Source organism: Variovorax sp. P4_B10, from assembly GCF_056402375.1.
This window is the reverse complement of the sequence record NZ_JBFUHN010000044.1, coordinates 14490-33829: the sequence shown is the minus strand read 5'-3', so window position 1 is coordinate 33829 and position 19340 is coordinate 14490. Positions and strand designations below refer to the sequence as shown.

The 19340-nt window shown below is 67.7% G+C and carries 20 protein-coding genes; 6 read left to right on the top strand and 14 right to left on the bottom strand.

Going from position 1 to position 19340, the window contains the following annotated elements:
• The first annotated feature begins 121 nt into the window (after positions 1 to 121).
• The gene (locus AC1DXX_RS20275) at positions 122 to 541 is read left to right on the top strand and encodes a sel1 repeat family protein (protein ID WP_478136006.1); all 420 of its coding nucleotides are present in this window, start codon (positions 122 to 124) and stop codon (positions 539 to 541) included.
• 63 nt (positions 542 to 604) lie between these two features.
• Here AC1DXX_RS20275 and AC1DXX_RS20270 read toward each other — a convergent pair whose 3' ends face one another.
• The 7 genes from AC1DXX_RS20270 to AC1DXX_RS20240 all read right to left on the bottom strand — a co-directional run bounded on the left by AC1DXX_RS20270 (position 605) and on the right by AC1DXX_RS20240 (position 8110).
• Positions 605 to 2260 carry an ankyrin repeat domain-containing protein gene (locus tag AC1DXX_RS20270; RefSeq protein ID WP_478136005.1) on the bottom strand — a complete coding sequence of 552 codons (1656 nt, stop codon included), beginning with the start codon at positions 2258 to 2260 and terminating at the stop codon, positions 605 to 607.
• 263 nt (positions 2261 to 2523) lie between these two features.
• A complete protein-coding gene (locus AC1DXX_RS20265) occupies positions 2524 to 3006 on the bottom strand; it encodes a hypothetical protein (RefSeq protein ID WP_478136004.1) in 483 nt (160 codons plus the stop codon).
• Positions 3003 to 3524: a hypothetical protein gene (locus tag AC1DXX_RS20260; protein WP_478136003.1), complete on the bottom strand. Its 522-nt coding sequence runs from the start codon at positions 3522 to 3524 to the stop codon at positions 3003 to 3005. The genes AC1DXX_RS20265 and AC1DXX_RS20260 overlap by 4 nt, the downstream gene beginning before the upstream one ends.
• 14 nt (positions 3525 to 3538) lie before the next feature.
• Complete coding sequence (gene metC, locus AC1DXX_RS20255; protein WP_478136002.1) at positions 3539 to 4747, bottom strand: cystathionine beta-lyase; 1209 nt, start codon at positions 4745 to 4747, stop codon at positions 3539 to 3541.
• A gap of 40 nt (positions 4748 to 4787) precedes the next feature.
• Positions 4788 to 5798 (bottom strand): Bug family tripartite tricarboxylate transporter substrate binding protein, encoded by a 1011-nt coding sequence (locus AC1DXX_RS20250; protein WP_478136001.1) that lies wholly within the window; start codon positions 5796 to 5798, stop codon positions 4788 to 4790.
• A gap of 52 nt (positions 5799 to 5850) precedes the next feature.
• The gene (locus tag AC1DXX_RS20245) at positions 5851 to 7431 is read right to left on the bottom strand and encodes a rhodanese-like domain-containing protein (RefSeq protein ID WP_478136000.1); all 1581 of its coding nucleotides are present in this window, start codon (positions 7429 to 7431) and stop codon (positions 5851 to 5853) included.
• 88 nt (positions 7432 to 7519) lie between these two features.
• On the bottom strand, positions 7520 to 8110 hold the full coding sequence (locus tag AC1DXX_RS20240) for a cysteine dioxygenase family protein (RefSeq protein WP_478135999.1): 591 nt from the start codon (positions 8108 to 8110) through the stop codon (positions 7520 to 7522).
• A 107-nt stretch (positions 8111 to 8217) separates the two neighbouring features.
• Here AC1DXX_RS20240 and AC1DXX_RS20235 point away from each other — a divergent pair, with 107 nt between their 5' ends.
• The gene (locus tag AC1DXX_RS20235) at positions 8218 to 9090 is read left to right on the top strand and encodes a LysR substrate-binding domain-containing protein (RefSeq protein ID WP_478135998.1); all 873 of its coding nucleotides are present in this window, start codon (positions 8218 to 8220) and stop codon (positions 9088 to 9090) included.
• Between the two features lie 4 nt (positions 9091 to 9094).
• Here the strand turns inward: AC1DXX_RS20235 and AC1DXX_RS20230 are convergent, their stop codons facing one another.
• The 3 genes from AC1DXX_RS20230 to AC1DXX_RS20220 are packed head-to-tail and all read right to left on the bottom strand — an operon-like array spanning position 9095 to position 11488.
• Positions 9095 to 9925 carry an urease accessory protein UreD gene (locus tag AC1DXX_RS20230; protein ID WP_478135997.1) on the bottom strand — a complete coding sequence of 277 codons (831 nt, stop codon included), beginning with the start codon at positions 9923 to 9925 and terminating at the stop codon, positions 9095 to 9097.
• 16 nt (positions 9926 to 9941) lie between these two features.
• Positions 9942 to 10469, bottom strand: coding sequence for a nucleoside deaminase (locus AC1DXX_RS20225; protein ID WP_478135996.1), 528 nt, complete (start codon positions 10467 to 10469; stop codon positions 9942 to 9944).
• Complete coding sequence (locus AC1DXX_RS20220; protein ID WP_478135995.1) at positions 10466 to 11488, bottom strand: ABC transporter substrate-binding protein; 1023 nt, start codon at positions 11486 to 11488, stop codon at positions 10466 to 10468. The genes AC1DXX_RS20225 and AC1DXX_RS20220 overlap by 4 nt, the downstream gene beginning before the upstream one ends.
• 336 nt (positions 11489 to 11824) lie before the next feature.
• Between AC1DXX_RS20220 and AC1DXX_RS20215 the strand changes: the two genes are divergently transcribed.
• Complete coding sequence (locus AC1DXX_RS20215) at positions 11825 to 12907, top strand: aromatic ring-hydroxylating dioxygenase subunit alpha (protein ID WP_478135994.1); 1083 nt, start codon at positions 11825 to 11827, stop codon at positions 12905 to 12907.
• 234 nt (positions 12908 to 13141) lie between these two features.
• On the opposite strand, the gene AC1DXX_RS20210 is transcribed toward AC1DXX_RS20215, so the two are convergent.
• Positions 13142 to 14443 carry a D-amino acid dehydrogenase gene (locus AC1DXX_RS20210; protein ID WP_478135993.1) on the bottom strand — a complete coding sequence of 434 codons (1302 nt, stop codon included), beginning with the start codon at positions 14441 to 14443 and terminating at the stop codon, positions 13142 to 13144.
• Between the two features lie 128 nt (positions 14444 to 14571).
• Here AC1DXX_RS20210 and AC1DXX_RS20205 point away from each other — a divergent pair, with 128 nt between their 5' ends.
• Positions 14572 to 15039 carry a winged helix-turn-helix transcriptional regulator gene (locus tag AC1DXX_RS20205; protein ID WP_478135992.1) on the top strand — a complete coding sequence of 156 codons (468 nt, stop codon included), beginning with the start codon at positions 14572 to 14574 and terminating at the stop codon, positions 15037 to 15039.
• 57 nt (positions 15040 to 15096) lie between these two features.
• Positions 15097 to 15495, top strand: coding sequence for an OsmC family protein (locus AC1DXX_RS20200; RefSeq protein WP_478135991.1), 399 nt, complete (start codon positions 15097 to 15099; stop codon positions 15493 to 15495).
• A 10-nt stretch (positions 15496 to 15505) separates the two neighbouring features.
• On the opposite strand, the gene AC1DXX_RS20195 is transcribed toward AC1DXX_RS20200, so the two are convergent.
• On the bottom strand, positions 15506 to 16687 hold the full coding sequence (locus tag AC1DXX_RS20195; RefSeq protein WP_478135990.1) for a serine hydrolase domain-containing protein: 1182 nt from the start codon (positions 16685 to 16687) through the stop codon (positions 15506 to 15508).
• 16 nt (positions 16688 to 16703) lie between these two features.
• Positions 16704 to 17057: a winged helix-turn-helix transcriptional regulator gene (locus AC1DXX_RS20190; RefSeq protein WP_478135989.1), complete on the bottom strand. Its 354-nt coding sequence runs from the start codon at positions 17055 to 17057 to the stop codon at positions 16704 to 16706.
• 124 nt (positions 17058 to 17181) lie between these two features.
• Here AC1DXX_RS20190 and AC1DXX_RS20185 point away from each other — a divergent pair, with 124 nt between their 5' ends.
• On the top strand, positions 17182 to 18051 hold the full coding sequence (locus AC1DXX_RS20185; protein ID WP_478135988.1) for an NAD(P)-dependent oxidoreductase: 870 nt from the start codon (positions 17182 to 17184) through the stop codon (positions 18049 to 18051).
• Positions 18052 to 18066: 15 nt separating this feature from the next.
• Here AC1DXX_RS20185 and AC1DXX_RS20180 read toward each other — a convergent pair whose 3' ends face one another.
• The gene (locus AC1DXX_RS20180; protein WP_478135987.1) at positions 18067 to 19167 is read right to left on the bottom strand and encodes an alpha/beta hydrolase; all 1101 of its coding nucleotides are present in this window, start codon (positions 19165 to 19167) and stop codon (positions 18067 to 18069) included.
• Positions 19168 to 19340 lie beyond the last annotated feature (173 nt).

The window sequence follows — 19340 nt, the reverse complement described above, 5'->3', positions numbered from 1 at the left end:
AGAGCGTCCGAGGGCGGAAGGCTCAGGCGTCGACTGAGGCGGCCTGCGTGAATTCCGAGTTCTTTTTTCGGGGCGACAGAGCCACGATGCCATCCATATCACTGACGTATGGAGAACATCGATGGCATCCGAACTCAACCAGATTGCAAGCTGGTCGCTGCGCTGGCGCGTCTTCCTGTCGGGCGTACTGTGCCTGACGGCCGCACTCTCCGTGGCGGGACCCTTGGAAGAGGGCGCCGATCTTCACGCGGCGCAGCGGTTCCAGCTCGCGCTGGAAGCCCAGACCGCCCGCGACTACCGCTCGATGCTCGAACTGCTCCGCCAGGCCGCCACACAGGGCGATGCCGAGGCGCAGGAGATGCTCGGTATGGTGCTGCTCACCGGGCCGGTGCTCTATGGCATGGCCGTGAGGGCCGATCGCTGCGAGGCGCGGATGTGGATGCGTCAGGCCGCGATGCAAGGGAGCGATACGGCGAAGGTGCAGCTCACCTTTCTCAACCGGCTGCGCAATTCGCCCGCGGGCGTGACGGCTTGCGACTGAGGTGCCCCGATCCGATGAAGCAGGGCGCGCGGCCACGAAGGTCCGCGCGCCTGCCCATTCAGGTCATGGCGCCCTGGACGCGCCGAGAAGGAAGTCGGTCACCTCGTCGGAGAACCACTTGAGCCGCCCATCGACGATCACGCCGTCCGAGCCGCCCGGGTCGGGCTGCGCGCCGGGCAAGCCATGCGCGACCAGCGCCTCGGCGCAGCCGACCCAGTCGCCGTCGTCGGTGGGCTGGTTGAGCGAAGCCCACGACAGCGAGCCGCACACGTTGTCGCCGAAGCCGTGCTGCTCGGTCCACGTCGCACCGTGCGCGAGCAGGAAGCGCGCGAGCGCCGCATCGCCGCGGAACACCGCCTGGTTCAGCGCCGAGGCGTCCCAGTCGCCGCCGGTCGTGGTGATCGGCCAGCCGAGCTCGACCATCAGCTGCACGGCCTCGCCGCAGCCCGGCTGCGCGGCCAGTTCGGGGAGCAAGCGCAGTTGCGCGGGAGACAGTATGGAAAGCACCCGAGGATGTTCTTCATGGAGGCGTCGTGCAGTGGGTCCATCGCCGCGCGCGCATGCCGCGACGAACTGCTCGTCGAGCGGCAACTGCGCATTCCCGCCGATCCGATGTGCGAGCAGTTGGGCCACCTCCGTCAGCCCGAAACGCAGTGCCAGCGTGTGCGCATCGATGCCCTCAGGCGTGCGCGCCGACGCATCGGCGCCCGCGTCCAGAAGCGCCTCGATGTGCGCGGCCGAGCGCCGCCGCCGGATGGCCCACAGCAGCGGCCGTCCCCAACTGCTCGTGGGCTCCCCGGGCGCGGCCTCGTTCGGATCGCCGCCGTGGGCGAGCAGCAGTCGCAGCGATTCGAGCTGCTCGAGATCGAGCACGCGATAGAGCGCATTCGTGCCGCCGACGCGCGCGCCGGCCTTCAACAGCAGGCGCGTGCAGGCGGGTTCTTCGAGCGAGTGGTAGAGCGATTCGCCGTCGTTCGGGTTGGCGCCGGCGTCCAGCAGCAGCCGCGTGATTTCCACGTCGCGGTTCTGTCCGGCTGCGCCGTACAGCGCGGACAGTTTGAATTCCTCCGACGGCGCGTCGAGCGAGGCGGGCGGCCAGCGGCTGCCGATGGCCTGGTTCGGATCGGCACCGGCGTCGAGCAGCAGCTTGGCGCAGGCGCGCAGGCGGTCGCGAAAGGTCGGCAACTGCACCAGGCTGGAGCACGCCACCGCATTGAGCGGCGGCAGCAGGAGCGGCCCGCCCGCGCGCCGGACCCAGTCCGGATCGCGCGCGATCGCCTGGCGCAGCACGTCGGCGTCGCCGGTGGCGCAGGCGAGGTAGGGGTCGTCGCCCAGGAGGCCTGGGCTTTCTTCGAGCAGGCGCGTGGCCAGCGCAGGCCTGGCCAGGTTGTTGCCGCCCGAGACTTCGCCTGCATAGGCGGCGCGCAGCCAGAGCAGCACGGCGCGGGTCGGGTCGTTCGCCTGCGCGATGCGGGCGAGAACGAAGCTCTGCAGATCTGTCCACGAAAGAAAGCCGTATTCGCGCGCCAGGCACGACTGCGCGTCGTGCAGGCGCAATCCGAGCGCGGCAATGACGGAGTCGTCCTTGCTTGCGGCAGCGGGCAGTGAGTCGCGGAATCGGGCGAGGGCGGCGGGGTCGCCGCTGCGGTAGCCGGCAAGCAACTCCTTGGCTTGCTTCTTGAGATGGCCGAGATCCGGCCGTGCGGGAATGCGCTTCATAAAACCTCCGTGCATGAAGAGCCGAAGACCCGCAATTCCGGCTGCACAAAGGAGCTGGTGGATGGCGCTGCGCGACAGCGCAGCAGCGTGCGAAAGCAAGTGGGTTCAACCCTTCCCGCGGGCCCGGGCGCGGCTTGCACCGCGGGCGAGATGTTAGGGCAAGATGCCAGAGGGTGGCAACGCGTTCTTGCCCCAAACCTGCCCGTTCCCGCGGACCAGGCCTCGATCAAGAGCGTCTACCACCGACCGCGAGCTTGGATGGGCTATCGACAGCCTGGCTTGAGATGCACTTTCCGGAAATCGTGAGGCGTCGGGGTGTCCCCCGAGGCGGGCGCGAACGTGACGAAGAAGCCGGTCCGCGTCCTGAAATCTTCGTTCAGTCGCCATCCTTTGGGCGCGCGGTAGATAACGCCCCAGCTGCCCATGGCGATCGCTTGAACCTGGCCCGACGCCGCGCGGTTGAGGAGCTTGCCCAATTCGGTTTTTCCGGTCAGCCGCGCCTGTTCGACTTGGCCGTCGGCACCGGTCAGCGGCAGCCAGCCACAAGACTCGTCGTCTTGCTGGATGTGCACCGCCAGCTGGCCGCCGCTCCTGGTGATTTTGAAGATCGGCTCGATCTCGTCGCTGGGAGCGAAGATGCCGATGAACTCGGAGCCATCTTCCTTGGCGCAGGCCTGTGGAGTGATCAGCCAGGCGGCGGTGAAGACGGTCAGGGCAAGCGCAGCACGAAATACGGAGCGCATCACGACGGTTGGCCGGGCAGCGGCGACGTGTGGATCAACTGGAGCTTCTTGCCGTTCCACAAATAATGGTACTTGCCGGCCTTCGGGTTGTTGCGTGTGTTGTCCGGAATGCAGTCGTCGTTGAAGCAGCCGGAAATCACGAGCAGCCTGCTGTCCAGCCTGAAGTCGACACGTTCGTCATCGCTGCCCATCACACCGGCGATCTCGTCGACGCCGGGCATCGTGTAGACCTTGCCGGTCTTCTTGTCGAGGATTGCGAAGTCGCGGCAATCCGTTCCGCATCCCCAGATGGCGACGCGGTAGTGGCCTGCAAAATTGGCGGGTTGATGAAACTCCGCGCGAATGACGCTGCGGTACTGCTTGGCCTTCTTGCTGCCGAGAATGGGTTCGGCAGCGATGCCGTGCGGTGGACCGCTCTGCAAAGCGACGGGGTAGCTGCTGAACCTGAGAGGGTCCTTCAAGTCTTGCGCGTGAGCAGAAGCGCTGCCGGCAAAGAGCACCGCCAGGGCCCAGGCGGGCATTGAAAAAAAGCGCCTCATCGCGCCGCGCCCATGGCCGCAAACCCGTGCGCCAGGTCACCCAGCAAATCCGAAGGTGCTTCGAGCCCGACGTGCAGCCGGACGACCGCGCCGCGCTGGCGCCAGTCCGTCACGCTGCGCGCCGCGCGCATGTTGGCCCAGGCCACGAGGCTTTCGTAGCCACCCCACGACGAGCCCCGGCCGAACAGCGAAAGCGCATCGACGAAGCGCTCGACGGCCGCGTTCTCGATGCCCGGCTTGAACTCGAACGAGACGAGCCCGTTGGTCCCGCGGCAGTCGCGCTTCCAGATGTCATGCCCCGGATGCTGCGGCAGCGCAGGACAGAACACCGCCGCCACCTCGGGCCGCGCCTGGAGCCAGTGCGCCACTTCGAGCGCATGCCGCTCGTGCATCTGCAGCCGTGCCGACAGCGTGCGCATGCCGCGCAGCACCAGCCATGCATCGTCGGGGCTCACGGTCATGCCGAAGGCATCGCAGCGCTCGTTCAGCGGCTGCCAGGCTTCGCGCGTGGTGGCGACGGTGCCCATCATCACGTCCGAATGGCCCGACAGGTATTTGGTGGCCGCCATCGTGGAGATGTCCGCGCCCAATTCAAGAGGCCGGTACTGCACGCCCGACCCCCAGGTGTTGTCGGCCGCGAGCAGCGCGCCGTGCGCGTGGGCCAGCGCGGCCAGCTTCGGCAGGTCGCACATCTCGTAGACCAGCGAACCGGGGCATTCGGCGTACACCAGCCGCGTGGTGGGCTCGAACAGTTTTTCGATGCCACCGCCGTCCGCCGCGAAGAAGGTGCTGCGGATGCCGTACGGTTCGAGGAAGGAATGCACGAGGTTGCGCGTCGGCTCGTACACGCTGTCGGACATCAGCACATGGTCGCCGGGCTTCAGGTACGACAGCAGCACCATGCCGATGGCCGCGAGGCCCGTGGGGAAGAGGCGCGTGCGGTAGGCGCCTTCGAGTTCGCTCACCGCGTCTTCGAGCGCGAAGGTGGTCGGTGTGCCGCGTGCGCCGTAGCTGAAGGCCCGTTCCTCGCCACGGCGCGCGCGCGTGTCGCGCATCGCGGCCACGCTGTCGAACAGCACGGTGCTGGCACGCACCAGCGGCGTGTTGACAGGTATGCCGCCGAAATACGCCGGCGCCTTGCCGGTGCGCGTGAGCCGGGTGTCGAGGGCCTGTGCAGCGGGGTCTTCTTTGTGCGGGTCGGACATGGTGTTCAATCGGGCGTGGGCCGGGAGCCTCTAGGGTGCGTCAATCCGCCTTCGCGCCGGAAAGCTTGACGATACGCGACCAGCGGTCGATGTCCTGGCGCAACTGCGCGGCAAAGGCTTCCGACGAGTTGGCCACCACTTCGCTGCCGCCATCGTTCACGAGCTTGGTCACTTCGGGCAGGCGCAGCGTGCGCACGATGGCTTCGTTCAGGTAGGCCACGCGTTCGGGCGGCGTGCCGGCCGGTGCGAAGAAGCCGTACCAGTCCTCGAAGCGGGCGCCGGCATAGCCCAGCTCTTCCAGCGTCGGCACCTTGGCGAACACGCCGATGCGGCGCGGGCTGGTCACCGCCAGCACGCGCAGCTTGCCGTTCTGCACGAGGCCGGCGACCGAGGCGGTCGAGGTCACGAGCACGTCGACCTGCCCGCCGAGCAGATCGGTCAGCGCGGGGCCGGCGCCCTTGTAGGGCACGTGCGTCATGTCGACGCCGCTGTCCTTCGACAGCACCACGCCGACGAGGTGCGAGAGCGTGCCATTGCCCGGCGTGGCGTAGGTCACCTTGCCGGGGCTGGCCTTGGCCTTCGCGGCGAGGTCGGCGAAGCTCTTGAGCGACGAATTGGCATCCACCACCAGCGCGAGCGGTGCGGCGTTGATCTGCGTGATCGGGATGAAGTTCTTGACCGGATCGAAGCCGGCCGAGGCATAGAGCGTGGGGTTCACCGCCATGATCGACACCTGCGAGGTGAGCACGGTGTAACCGTCGGGCTTGGCGTCGGCCACCGTCTTGGCGCCGATGTTGCCGCCCGCGCCGCCGCGGTTGTCGACCACCGCGGCCTGTCCCATGATTTCCGGCAGGCGCGTGGTCACGAGCCGCGCCGTCGCGTCGTTGCCGCCGCCCGGCGGGAAGGGCGAGATGAACTTGATCGTCTGCGACGGGAAGCCGTTGCGCGCGGGCAGCGGGTCGGCCGAGGCGGGCTGCAGGGCCAGCGCCGCGAGCCATGCGGCAGCGACGGCGAGACGGGCAAGGTGCGGAATGCGGATGGCAGACGACATGGCAGGACTCCTGGAATAGGAACGGACAACGACGGGCGGAAAGAAAAAAGAACTAGGCGTGCGAAGCAGCGGAGGGCAACCGGAAGGCGGCGCGCTCCCGCGCGTCGAGCTGCGCGACCAGGCCGGTTTCCCAGGCGAGGTAGCGGCGTGCGGCTTCCTTGTTGCCGTCGTGCCGGTCGTGCACGAAGAACAGGTAGTCGATGCAGGCGGCGTCGGCAGGCAGGTCGGGCGTGGCTTCGACCGGCAGGCCGGCGGCGCGCCAGGCGGCCATGCCGCCTTCGAGCAGCAGCGGCGCGGGCGAATGGCCGGCGAGTTCGGAGGCGGCGGCCCATGCGGCGAGCGCGGCGTCGTCGGCGACCAGCACGAGCTGGCGCGTTTCATTCTTCACGTCGCCAGCGAGGCGAGGGCGGATCGACCAGCCGGCCTGCGCAATGTGGCCGGCGCGGAATTGCATGCTCGCACGCAGGTCGACCAGTGCCACGTCGCCTTGCGCGAGCCGGGCGGACAGCGCTTGTGCGTCGATGGTGGCCAGCGCAGGTGCGGCCGGCATCGCAGCAGGTGCCAGCGACAGCCCGCTCGCGAGCCCGCCTTCGAGCACGCTCGCGTCATGCCCCATCTGCCGCAGCCAGCTCGCGATGGTGGGCGCACGCACGCCGTCGTTGTCGAGCAGCACGAGCCGCGCACCGCGCACGCCGACGTACTGGTCGCCGGCCTGCATCAGCTGGCCGCCGGGCGTGTGCTGCGCGCCGGGCAGGCTGCCGGCCGCGAATTCTTCGGGGGTGCGCACGTCGCAGAGGAACAGGCTGCGGCTTGTGTCGGCCGCCCATTGCTGCACCGTCTGCGCCGTCACCGTGGGCACGTCGAAGCGTTCGGCCAACGCCTTCGCCGCGGGGCGCAGGTCGGTGTTGCCGCTGTCGGCTGCATAGCGCTGCGTGCCGCCGTGCGCCAGCGCGTGATCGCCCAGGTACCAGCCCTGCGTGCCGTTCTCCAGCGCATAGACCGGGTTGGGCAGGCCGAGGTTGATGAGCGTCTGCGCGCCGATGATGCTGCGCGTGCGCCCTGCGCAGTTGATGACGATGGGCGTGGTGGTGTCGGGCACCAGCTGGCGGACGCGGTAGGCCAGCTCACCGTTGGGACAGCAGGTGGCGCCCGGGATGTTCATCTTGTGGAACTCGCCGACCGGCCGGCCGTCGAGCACCACGACCTTGTCCTTGCGCGCCAGCATCTCGGCCAGCTGGTCGGCGCTGACGCGGGGCGTGTGGTAGACCTCTTCGGCCAGTTCGCCGAAGGTTTTCGAAGGCAGGTTGACACCCGCGAAGAGCACGTAGCCCGCGGCCTTCCAGGCGGGGGCGCCGCCCTGCAGCACGTGCACGTCGGTGTAGCCCAGCACGGCGAGCCGCTCGGCCGCGCGTTCGGCCACGTCGGATTCACCATCGCCGTACGCCACCACCCGCACGCTGCGGCGCGGCACGAGGCGCGGCGCGTCGATCTCGAGGCGGCTGAAGGGCAGGGGGATGCCGTAGAACAGGTGCGCTTCGCCGTACTGGCCGTGCTCGCGCACATCGAGCAGCGCGATCTCGCCGCCGTCGTGCAGCCAGGATTTGAGGGTCTTCGGGTCGATGAAGGAGGTCATTGGAAGCAAGCCGTTGGGACGAACGAGGTCCTGCGAGGCCGCGCTCGGCACGGCCCGCATGAAAAAAGAGGAGGTTGAAGGAGGGCGCCTAGCGGCGTGTCTGAACGCCGATGCCCATCGTCTGGTGCGTGCCGGCCTCGAGGTCGTACGCGGTGCGCTGGTTCAGCGTCTCGAGCGCGCGGCCGTACATGTGCAGGTGGCGAATGACCTGCTCGCCCTGGATCTCGACCGAATGAATGTCTTCAGGCATCAGCGCGATGCCCTTGCCCGGCGCAACGACGACCAGCGCCGTCTCCTCGAGCTTGCCGACGCCAGGCACGGAGCCGTCGTCGCGGCGCTCGTACACCCGGTTGTGCTCGGTGCCTTCCACGGCGGCAATGCAAGCCCAGGTCGTGTGGTTGTGCGGCACGATCTTCTTGCCCGGACGCATCACGTTCAGGTAGAGCGCATAGCTCTGGTCCGGGTCTTCGGCGATCAGGTAGCGGGCCTGGTGCTCGCCGGCCTCGGGCGGCGGATAGTCGGCGGCGCCCCAGTATTCGGTGTGGGCGGCCAGGCCTTGCAGCGAATCGAGCACCGCGTCGAGCTTTTCGCGGGTTGGTTCAGCGCCGCCGATGGCTTTCTTCATGGCGCCGATGGACGACTCGACGGCCCGGCGGCGTTGCTCGGATGGGGTGCTCATGCGGTGTTCTCCAGTGGGGTTGCCTGTTTCGTGTGCATTCACTGTAGTGACGGCCGCGTGACGCAACAATCCAAGCGGCGCACGAAACACATCAATAAAATTAATGTATGCCAACGCTCGATCTCGAACTGCTGCGCTCCTTCGCGGCTGTCGTCAGCCACCACAGCTTTGCCGCGGCCGCCGTTCACCTGGGACGCACGCAGTCGGCCGTCACGCAGCAGATGCAGCGGCTGGAAGAGCAGATCGGCCATCCGCTGTTCGTCAAGCAGGGCCGGCAGAAGCGGCTGACCGAGCACGGCGAACGGCTGCTCACCTATGCGCACCACATGCTGGCGCTCAACGACGAGGCGCTGCGCAGCCTGCGTCAGGGCCAGCTCGAAGGCAACCTGCGCATCGGCGCGCCGCACGACGTGGCCGAGACCATGCTGCCGCTGTTGCTGACCGAGGTGGCGCGCACCTCGCCGCTGCTGCAGCTCGACATTCATATCGGCCGCAGTCCCTACCTGATGACCTCGCTCAAGAGCGGTGAGGTCGACATGATCATTTCCAACCGCGCCGATCCGCAGTTCGAAGGCGTGGTGCTGCGCAATTCGCCCACCGTGTGGCTGTGTGCTGCCAGCTACGTGCACGACCCGACGAAGCCGGTGCCGCTGATCATGGCGGACGGGCCCAGCATCTTCAGACGCATCGGGCACGAGGCGCTGGATGCGGCGGGCGTGGCCTGGACGCCCCGCTACACCTCGTCGAGCCTGATCGGCATCAAGGCGGCGCTGCGGGCCGGGCTGGGAGTGACGGCGCGTGGGGTCGAGCAGCTGGATGCGGGCCTGCGCGTGCTGGGTGCGGGCGACGGCATGCCGCGGTTGCCCGATCTGGCTTACTACCTGTATGTGCGCAGCCATGTGGTGAATCCGGTCACGCGGCAGGTGTTCGAGACGCTGAAGAAGCACCTGCGATTGCCGCGCACCGACATGCCGGCTTGAAACGCTAGGTGGCCCAGATGCGCGGAGAGCTCGCAGGCAGTTGCCACAACTCGGCACGCCAGGCCTGCCAGACCTGCCGCAGCAACTGCATCGCAGGCTCCACCACAGGCGCCAGCACGCGCAGCACCACGATCTCCGGATGCGGGCTGGTCGCACCGGCGCTGTCGGACAGGCCGTGCGCTTCGAGCAGCCTGCGCGCATGCGCGAGCAGGGCCTCTCGCCGCGCCCGCGTCGCCGGCGAGCCCGACACGAAGAACAGCGACGCGATACACCGATGGCCGCCAAAACCCAGCGGGCTTTGCAGCAGCCTGTGGTCGGACGCATCGATGCGCCCGCGCTCCAGCCACACACCAGGCACTTCGATGTGCTGCAGATAGGTTCCGCGCTCGAACGGCTGGTTGGCGTTCGGCAGGCCGAGTGCGGTCACGTCCCATCCGATCATCTCGGCGCCAGGTTCGACTTCGATCGACAGACGGTTCTCGGCCTGGCAGCCGCTGTAGCAGATGGCCTCGAGCGGCAGCCATTCGAGCCGCGCGCCCTTGGCCAGCCGGATGCGCGTGCGCTGCAGCGCCAGCTCGCCTTCGGAGCGGTAGAAGCGCGACGCGCCAGGCGTGGTGATCAGGCCGTGGCTGCCATCGGCGGCCTCGATGTCGATGTCGAGCGTGTCGCCGCCGACAAGACCGCCCGGCGGATGCACCAGCACGTTGTGGCAGATCGCATCGCCTTCGGGGTACAGGCTCTGCAGGATGCGCAGCGGCCCGTCGTGGCGAAAGCGGGCGACGGTGCGAGCGGCTTCTTGTCGGTAGTCGAGATGGAGACGGGCGTGCCAGGGCATGCAGCGAGTCTAGTGCTCAGACCTTCCATGCTCCGTCATGGGCCGCCGCCGACTCATCCACCAGCGCCGGGCCGATGCATTCGATGGGATGCGGCGATGCACGGAACACATCGCGGCACGACAGCTCGGCATCGCGCTGGTCCTGCCGCTCGCCGCGGAACAGGCGCAGGCGCTCGGCGTCGATGCCGAAGACCACGCGGCCGATGTTCGACCAGAAGATCGCGCCCGCGCACATCACACAGGGCTCGCCCGAGGCGTAGATGGTGGCGCCCGCCAGCTCTTCGCGCGAGATGTTGCGGCCGGCCAGCGCACGGATCGCATTCGTCTCCGCGTGGCCCGTGCAGTCGCCAGTTTCGCCGGTGTTGTTGTAGGCCTCGGCCAGCACTTCGCCGGCGGCCGAGACGATGATCGATCCGAAGGGCCGGTTGCCGCGCCGGCGCGCCAGGTGCGACCAGCCGATGGCCTTGCGCAGGTAGCGGCCGTCGCGTTCGTCGAGCGTGTTTTCTTCGGGGTATGCGGTGTCGTGGAGATCGCTGAAGTTCATGCCTTGAGAATCATGCGTTCGCTGCGCGCAGGCAGCATCGAGGTGTTGAAAATGGCGTCGGCCGCAGGCTTGGCCTTGAGTCCGAAGACGTCGGCTACCTCGTCGACCTGCTGCTCGAGCATGAGCTTCCTGATGTCGCCGAGGCCGTGGCTGCGCGCGTCCGCCGCGCCCACATACTGCGCCGTGACGCCCCAGCGTTCAAGCTCGATTTTCTCGTCGAGGATGGGTTCGCGCTGGCGCATGGCGGCGATGCTCGGCGCAGGGTTGGCAAAGGTCTCGACGATGGCGCGGTTGGTGGCGCGCAGGAAGGCGGCGACCAGCTTCGGGTTCTGCGCGATGAGGTTGCTGCCCGCGAGGATCGCGTTGCCGTACAGGTTGACGCCCGCGTCCGCGTATTTGAGCACCGAGAGCTCCTCGGGCTTCATGCGCGCGAAGAGCGAGATGGCCGAGTCGTGAAAGTAAGTGGCGGCATCGACGTCGCCGCGCACCATCACGTTGTCGCGCGCGCTGAAGTCGGTGGTCTGCCACACGAAGGCGTCGCTGCGCATGCCCTGCTTGCGCGCCACCATCGGCCAGGCGCGGCGGGTCGACTCGACGGCGGCGGCCGCCACCTTCTTGCCCGCGAGACTCCTGAAATCGCCGGTCACGCCGCGGTCCTTGCGGCCGATGATCACGAACGGTGCGCGGTTGTAGTACTGGTACACGGCCTGCACCATCGGCGTGCCGGGGTTCTGCGCATTGAACTCGATCAGCGAGCTGATGTCGCCCAGGCCCATCTGGTAGACGCCGCTGGCGATGCGGGTGATCGAGGCGACCGAGCCGGCGCCGGTGTCGATGGCCACGTCGAGACCTTCGTCCCTGTAGTAGCCCTTGGCCTGCGCGAGGAAGAAGGGCGCGGTCTGGCCGTTGATGCGGAAGTCGAGCGTGAACTTGATCGGGGTGAGCTTGCCGCCCTGAGCGAACACGGCAGGGGCGGCAAGGGTGGCGGCGCTGGCCGCGAGGAAGAGTCGACGTTGCATGTGAGGCCTCGAAATCGCTGGTCTTGAATCCCTCCGCCAAAACAGAGGACGCTTCAAGAGCAATTTCCGGGCGAGCGCACAACGGTGGTGCGTGCGCTGCTGAACGCTTCTACTCTTGCGAGGGGTCATGCACGTCGCATGCCAGGGCTGCATGCCACGGTCTTTTGCTCGGGCATTGCGATGCAGGCTTGGAAGCGCGGCCGCGCCGCGCCACAATCCGGGCGCGCAATTTGCATGACAGGTTACGCAGAGTAGAAGCGTTCAGTCCGGCGTCCCGCGCCGCGACAGGAAATTGCTCTTTCACGTTCGTCCCCACGCAACAGAAGGAGTCCACGCATGCTCGTCACCCAACAACCCGTCTTTCGCAAGTTCTGGCATGCCGTCATGCCGCTCACCGAACTGGCCAACGGCCCGAAGCCTTTCAGGCTGCTGGGCGAAGACATCGTTCTCTTCATCGATGCCGACGGCCAGCCCGCCGCGCTGCGCGACCGCTGCTGCCACCGCACCGCGAAGCTCTCGAAGGGCTGGTGCGTCGATGGCGAAGGCAAGGCCTGCGGGCAGGGCGCCATCCAGTGCGGCTACCACGGCTGGACCTACGACCGCAGCGGGCAGGTGATCCGCATCCCCCAGTACGAGGCCGACCGCAAGATCTCGCCCGAGTACCGCACCACGGCCTACCGCTGCACCGCCCGCTATGGCTATGCATGGGTGGCGCTCGAGGAGCCGATTGCCGACATTCCCGGGATTCCGGAGTTCGACGATCCGGGCTACCGCACCATCTTCCAGTTCTATGAAGAGTGGCAGACCAGCCCCATGCGCGCGCTCGAGAATTCCTTCGACAACTCGCACTTCAGCTTCGTGCACCGCGCCACCTTCGGCGTGGCAGCAAGCCCGAAGCCGAGCAAGTACGAGCTGGTCGAGAACGAATCGGGCTTTTATGCAGAGACGGTGATTGAGGCGACCAACCCGGTCAAGTTCCATGCGATCAGCGGGGTGACCGATCCGATCACCACGCGCCACATGCGCAACGCCTACTTCCTGCCGTTCTCGCGCCGGCTCGACATCGAGTACCCGAGCGGCGTGCGCCACATCATCATCAACTGCTTCACGCCCATCGACGACGGGCGCATGCAGCTGTGCCAATGGCTGTTCCGCAACGACACCGAGGCCGACTGCACGGCGCAGATGCTGATCGACTTCGACGAGGCGGTCACGCGCGAGGACAAGGACATTCTCGAATCGACCGACCCCGATGCGCTGGTCGATACGCGTCGGCGTGGCGTGGAGTATTCGATGGACTCGGACCGGCCGGGGATGCTGATTCGCAAGCACCTGATGCAACTGCTTGCGAAGCACGGCGAGGCGGAGGTTTATCGCGGCATGAACAGCGGGACGATTCCGATAGCCAATGCGGCCTGAGAGCCTTGTCTACGATCTGCTTGGGGCCATGTTGAGGCTTGTTGTTCAGGGCACGATCCCGCCGACGGTGTGCTCTGCTCCGCGAATGTCCCCCGGCGCGGCCTAGGGCCGCAGGCCTCCTCCTTTATTTCGCTGCGCAGAGCACACCATCGGCGTGATCGCTCAGCGCACGGGTTGATCGGCCAGCACGAGAGCCGCGCCCCGAATTGGCGGCGCACATCGGTGGCCCAAGCGTCAGGCAGGCGCGGTCGTGGGGCTCGGACCCGTTGCGCGCGAAGAACCCTGCTCGTAGCGGTCCATCCCCAGCCCATCGGTGCGAATCTCGGGCCGCTGGCCCATCACCATGTCGGAGATCAGCTTGCCCGAGCCGCAGGCCATGGTCCAGCCCAGCGTGCCGTGGCCTGTGTTGAGGAACAGGTTCGCATAGCGCGTGGCGCCGACGATGGGCGTGCTGTCGGGCGTCATCGGGCGCAGGCCGGTCCAGAACGTCGCGCGCGGCAGGTCGCCGCCCGGGAACAGGTCGCTCACCACCTTCTCGAGCGTGGCGCGGCGGTACGGGTTCAGGCGCAGGTCGAAGCCGCCGAGCTCGGCCATGCCGCCGACGCGGATGCGGTTGTCGAAACGCGTGACCGCGACCTTGTAGGTTTCGTCGAGCACCGTCGATTGCGGTGCGAGCGATTCGTCGACCAGCGGCACGGTGAGCGAGTAGCCCTTGACCGGGTAGACCGGAATGTCGAGGCCCAGCGAGGCGATGGCGGCGCGCGAGTAGCTGCCGAAGGCCATCACATAGCGGTCGGCCGTGAGCACCTTGCCGGTGGTGGTGCGTACGCCGGTGATGCGGCCGCCATCGGTTTCGAGGCCGTCGATGGTCTGGCCGAAGCGGAAGTCCACGCCCAGGCCGCGCGCGATCTCGGCGAGGCCGCGGGTGAACAGGTGGCAGTCGCCGGTTTCGTCGTTGGGCAGGCGCAGGCCGCCCGTGAGGCGGTCGCGTGCGCCGGCCAGTGCCGGCTCGACGCTGGCGAGCGCATCGCGGTCGAGCAGCTCATAGGGCACGCCGCATTCCTCGAGCACCGCGATGTCGCGCTGCACCGCGTCGAGTTGCGCCTGCGTGCGGAACAGCTGCAGCGTGCCGCCGGTGCGCTGCTCGTACTGCAGGCCGGTGTCGGCGCGCAGCTGCTGCAGGCAGCCGCGGCTGTATTCGGCCACGCGCATCATGCGTTCCTTGTTGACCGCATAGCGTTCGGGCGAGCAGTTGCGCAGCATCGCGGCCATCCAGCGCAGCTGGAACAGCGTGCCGTCGGGGCGGATCGAGAGCGGCGCGTGCTTCTTGAACATCCACTTGATCGCCTTCAACGGAATGCCCGGCGCGGCCCACGGCGTCGAGTAGCCCGGCGACACCTGCCCGGCGTTGCCGAAGCTGGTTTCCTCCGCGGGGCCGGACTGCCGGTCGAGCAGGGTGACATCGGCGCCCGAGCGCGCGAGGTAGTAGGCCGTGGTGGTGCCGATCACGCCGCCGCCGAGAACGATGACTTTCATGGTGTATTCGATGATTCAGGTGGAATGCATGGAATCTAAAGGGCACAATGCAGTGGATTCCACTGTTTTTAGAAGATCGACGGTGAAAGTCACTGCAAAAAATTATCCAATGCAGCCTGCGAAGTGAAATGCCCGAACTCGACCGAATCGACCGCAGGATCCTCGACCTGCTGCAGCGCCAGGGCCGCATCTCGATGACCGAACTGGCCGAGCACATCGGCCTGTCGGCTTCGCCCTGCGCCGAGCGCGTGAAGCGCATGGAGCGCGACGGCGTCATCACCGGCTACCACGCGCGCGTGTCGCCCGAGGCGCTGGGCAAGACGCTCTTGGTGTTCGTGGAAATCAAGCTCTCGGCCAAGTCGGGCGACGTGTTCGACAAGGTGCGCCAGGAGCTGCTGCACATGCCCGAGGTGCTCGAATGCCACCTGGTGTCGGGCAGCTTCGACTACCTCGTGAAGGCCCGCCTGAGCGGCATGAGCGAATACCGCCATCTGCTGGGCGACATCCTCAAGAAGCTGCCGGTGGCGGCCGAATCGCACAGCTACGTGGTGATGGAGGAGATCAAGGAAACGCTGCTGCTGGCGGTGGACCGCTGAGCGCCCGCGGCTACCATCTTCCGGACTTTCATCGATTCCCTGGACAAGGAACCCGGCATGAGCATTTCGATCCGCCGCGACGGCACCACCGGCACGCGTCACATCCTCAAGATCCGCAACCACGAGATCCCGGTCGATGCCTCGCCGGCGAGTGGCGGCAGCGACGCCGGCCCCGCGCCGCACGACCTGTACGACGCCTCGCTCGCGGCCTGCAAAGCGCTCACGGTGCTGATCTATGCGCGCCGCAAGGGCATCCCGGTGGAGGACATCGAGGTCGTCGTCGACCGCGACGACAGCGAGGAGCGCAAGGGCGTGTACCGCCTCAAGTCGGGCTTGCGCCTGACCGGCGATCTCACCGAAGCCCAGCGCGACGAGCTGCTGCGCGTGGCGGGCCGGTGCCCGGTCCACAAGCTCATGACCGAGGTGAAGACCGAGATCGAGACGGGCTGGGCCTGAGGCGCCCGCTTCAGCGCACGACGCGCCAGGCGCGCACGGCGCGAACCAGCGCCCACAGTCCCGCTTCCGCGGGCACGTTCTTCTCGTTGAACGACACGGCGACATACAGATCGTCGGCCGGCACGTAGGCGACCACGGTGGTGAAGCCCTCGATGCCGCCGCTGTGCCCGAGAATCAGGCCCGGGCCATCGGGCACGTCGTAGAGCTGCACGCCCATGCCGTAGGACGAATTGCCGCCGGTGTACGGGCCGAGCATCGCGGGCATGCGGCTGAACATGCGGTGCACCGTGCCGTCGGGCAGCACCTGGCCCGAGAGCAATGCATGCCAGAAGCGCACGAGATCGCCCGCGGTCGATGCCAGTGCGCCGGCCGCGTAGGGCGTGGCGTACGGGTCCTGCACATCGACCGGCCGGCCGCTCGCGTGGCCCGTCGCCACCGGCAGTTCGACACCGGGCTGGCGCATCGTGGTGTGCGTGAGCGACAGGGGCCGCAGCAGGCGCCTGGCCAGCACGTCGGCCAGCGGCATGCGTTCCACCTTCTCGACGATCACGCCCAGCATGGCGTAGCCGGTGTTGGAGTAGCTCCAGTTCGTTCCGGGGCAGAACTGCGGCGGCTGGGCCGTGCCGAGTGCGATGACCTCGGCCGGCGGTCGGTATGTCGTCCCCAGCGACGGCAATGCGTTGAAGCTCACCAGTCCGTTGGTATGTCGCAGCAACTGCTCGATGGTGACGAGCCGCGCGTTGGGCGCATCGGGAAACCAGGTGTCGACGGTGTCCTCCAGCTTCAATCGTTTCTCTTCGACGAGCTGAAGCACCACCGCGGCCATGAAGGTCTTCGTCGTGCTGCCCACCTGGAAGGGCTGGTCGGCGACGGCCCGAGCGGGCGGCTCCTTGCGCGCCAGCCCGCGCGTGGCGGACCAGAAGCCCTCGCCGGGAATGGCGATCGCGACGCTCGCTGCGGGCACGTGCGGGAGCATCTTGTCGAGCGCGCCGCCGAGTGCGGCCTGCAGGTCGGCGGGAAGTTCGCCGTCGATGGGGCGGCGGAAGTCTTTCTGCCACACGGCCTCGGGTGCCGAGCGCATCGGCGGACCTGCATAGACGGGCGAAGCCGAGCAGGTCGACTGGGCGTGCGCGATGCCGAGGGAGAGCGATGCGGCGAACAGGGCGGCCGCCGATATTTTCAGCAACATCATTCGATTCTTTGCCTTGCTACTTCGATGCTTCGGCCTGCTTTCGCGCTGTCTCCACGCGCTTCGCATAGCGGTCGCCCCAATCGGCCAGCGGCCCCAGCGCCGCATTGAGCGTGGCGCCCAGTTTCGTCTCGGAATATTCGACCCGCGGCGGCACTTCGTGGAACGCCTCGCGGTTGACGATGCCGTCCGCCTCCAGCTCGCGCAGCTGCTGGATCAGCATCTTCTCGCTGATGTCGGGCAAGAGCCGCTTCAGCTCGCCGAAGCGGCGCGGTTGCGCGTGCAGCTCCCAGAGGATGACCGCCTTCCACTTGCCGCCGATCACTTCGAATGCGGGCCCGATGCCGCAGTTGTAGGGCTTCTTTGCCTTCATGCGCCGTTCCAATACATTCATTTTGGTAAGTACCACACTTTATGGTAGGTACTTGACCATTGGCAAGTGGAATTCCTACGATGCAGGCGTCATCACAACCTGCAGGATCTGCATTGGAATCGCCATGAGCAACAAGGAAGTTTCCGTTCTGGGCCTGGGATCGATGGGCATCACCATCGCACGGCTTTACCTCGAACAGGGCTGGAAGGTCACGGTGTGGAACCGCACGGCGGAGAAGGCCGACGCGCTGATCGCGAAGGGTGCCGTGCTGGCGCGCAGCGCGGCCGAAGCGGTGCGTGCCGCCAGGGTCGCGGTGATGTGCGTCTACGACTACCGCGCCGCCGAGGCCATCCTCGCAATGGACGGCGTCGCGGCGGCGATGGATGGCCGCCTGCTGGTCCAGCTGACCACCGGCAGCCCCCGCGACGCGCTCGCGGCCGAGGCCTGGGCCCGCCGGCATGGCGCCGCCTACCTCGAAGGTGCGATCCAGGCGGCGCCGGACCAGATGGGGCAGCCCGACACGCCGATCCTCGTGTCGGGCGCGCAAGCCGCTTTCCGCGCGGCCGAGCCGCTGCTGAAGGCGCTGGCCGGCGGCATCGTGTACCTGGGCGAGAAGGCCGGCGCCGCGGCGGCGATGGACCTGGCGACGCTCTCCACCATCTACGGCACGCTGCTGGGCTTCATGCACGGCGCGCGCATCGCCGAGCACGAAGGCTTCGACGTTGCCGAATACGGCCGCATCGTCGCCGGCATCATGCCGACCTTCGCCGCCTTCCTTCAGCACGAGGGCGCCGTGATCCAGTCCGGCGACTTCACGATCTCGCAGAGCCCGATGCGCATCTCGGTCGAGGCGACGCAGCGCATCCTGCAGACGGCGCAGGAGGCGGGCATCAGCACCGAGTTCCCGGGTTTCGCCGCGGGCCTGTTCAAGCGCGCCGATGCGGCGGGGCTCGGCGGCGAGGAGATCGCGGCGCTGATCAAGCTGCTGCGTTGACACGGCGGGCGACGCTCAGGCCCACGTCATGAAACGGATCGCGCGCAGTACATCGGCTTCGCGCTCGATGAAGAAGTCGCCGTGGCTGCAGTTGTCGAGCGTCACGTGGTGCGGCGTCTCCAGTGCAGCCACGAGGCGCTTCGCGTCGGTGATGCGGGCACGGCGAAGGATGCGCAGGTAGTCGGCGGCGTCCTTCGCTGTTTTTGCGTCGAGCGGCATGTCGAGCCAAGGGAACAGGTCCCGGTTGTCGGCGGGCAGGGCGGTGATCACCAGCGAGGGCGCGCGCACCGCGGCGTAGTCGGGGGAGAAGTGGTGGGCTGCAGTGTCCATGGCCGCTTCGACATCCTCCGGCGTGTTGGGGCGGACGCTGCCGTCGGGCTGCACGTCGAGCGAATCGCGCAGGTTCGCTTCGAGCGGCGGCCACCAGGTCTTGACCGTGCGTCGCGTGAACGCGGTGGCGGCCTGCAGCGACTTGCCGTCGTCGGGTGTCGGCCTGGGGTCGTCCAGCGCCCGGTTGTCCGGCAGTTCCTCGCCCCCCGAGTCGCCGTCCACGGTGTAGTCGAACGAGGTGTCCAGGTAGACGAGGCCCCGCACCCGGTCCGGAAAGCGGCCCGCGAAGCGGGTGAGTTCGTTGCCCGCGACCGAGTGGCCGCCGAGCACCACGCGCAGCAGCCCCAGTTCGTCGAGCACGGCTTTCAGGTCGGAGGTGAGCGTGTCCACCTCGTAGCCGTGGGTGGCGCTGCGGACCGGCAGCGGCTTGTCGGACAGGCCGTAGCCGCGCCGGCTGATCGCCACCACGCGCGAGCCGGTTGCCAGCGCGGGTGCGAGGCTGTCGAAGCAGCGTGCGTTGGCGCCCAGGCCGGCGAGCAGCACGATGGCGGGGCCGGCGGCGCCCGGCTTCTGCCAGTCGCGCACCTGGAGCGACACATCGGGCGCGGTCGACACCTTGATGCGGCGATCGGTGACGGAGACGGCACCGGGAGCGGCGCCCGTCCCGATCCCGCCGCGGGCACCTCCACCGCCGCCGCAAGCCGCCAGGGCCAGCGCTGGCGGGAGGGCCGCCAGGGCATGCAGGACGTGTCTGCGCCGGGGTTGAAACCACAGGGGGCGGATCATTCGGAGAGGTGTTCGATTCACGTCGGTGTTCCACAGGATGCGATCGGTCCAGTGTCGATTCCGCACCTGAAGAGCCCCTTGGCCCTTCATGAAGATTTCCTGAAGTCCCCGCACAGGGCTTGGCAGATACTTCGCCCTCATTCCGACCATCGGGCGAGTTCGCCTGCAGACCC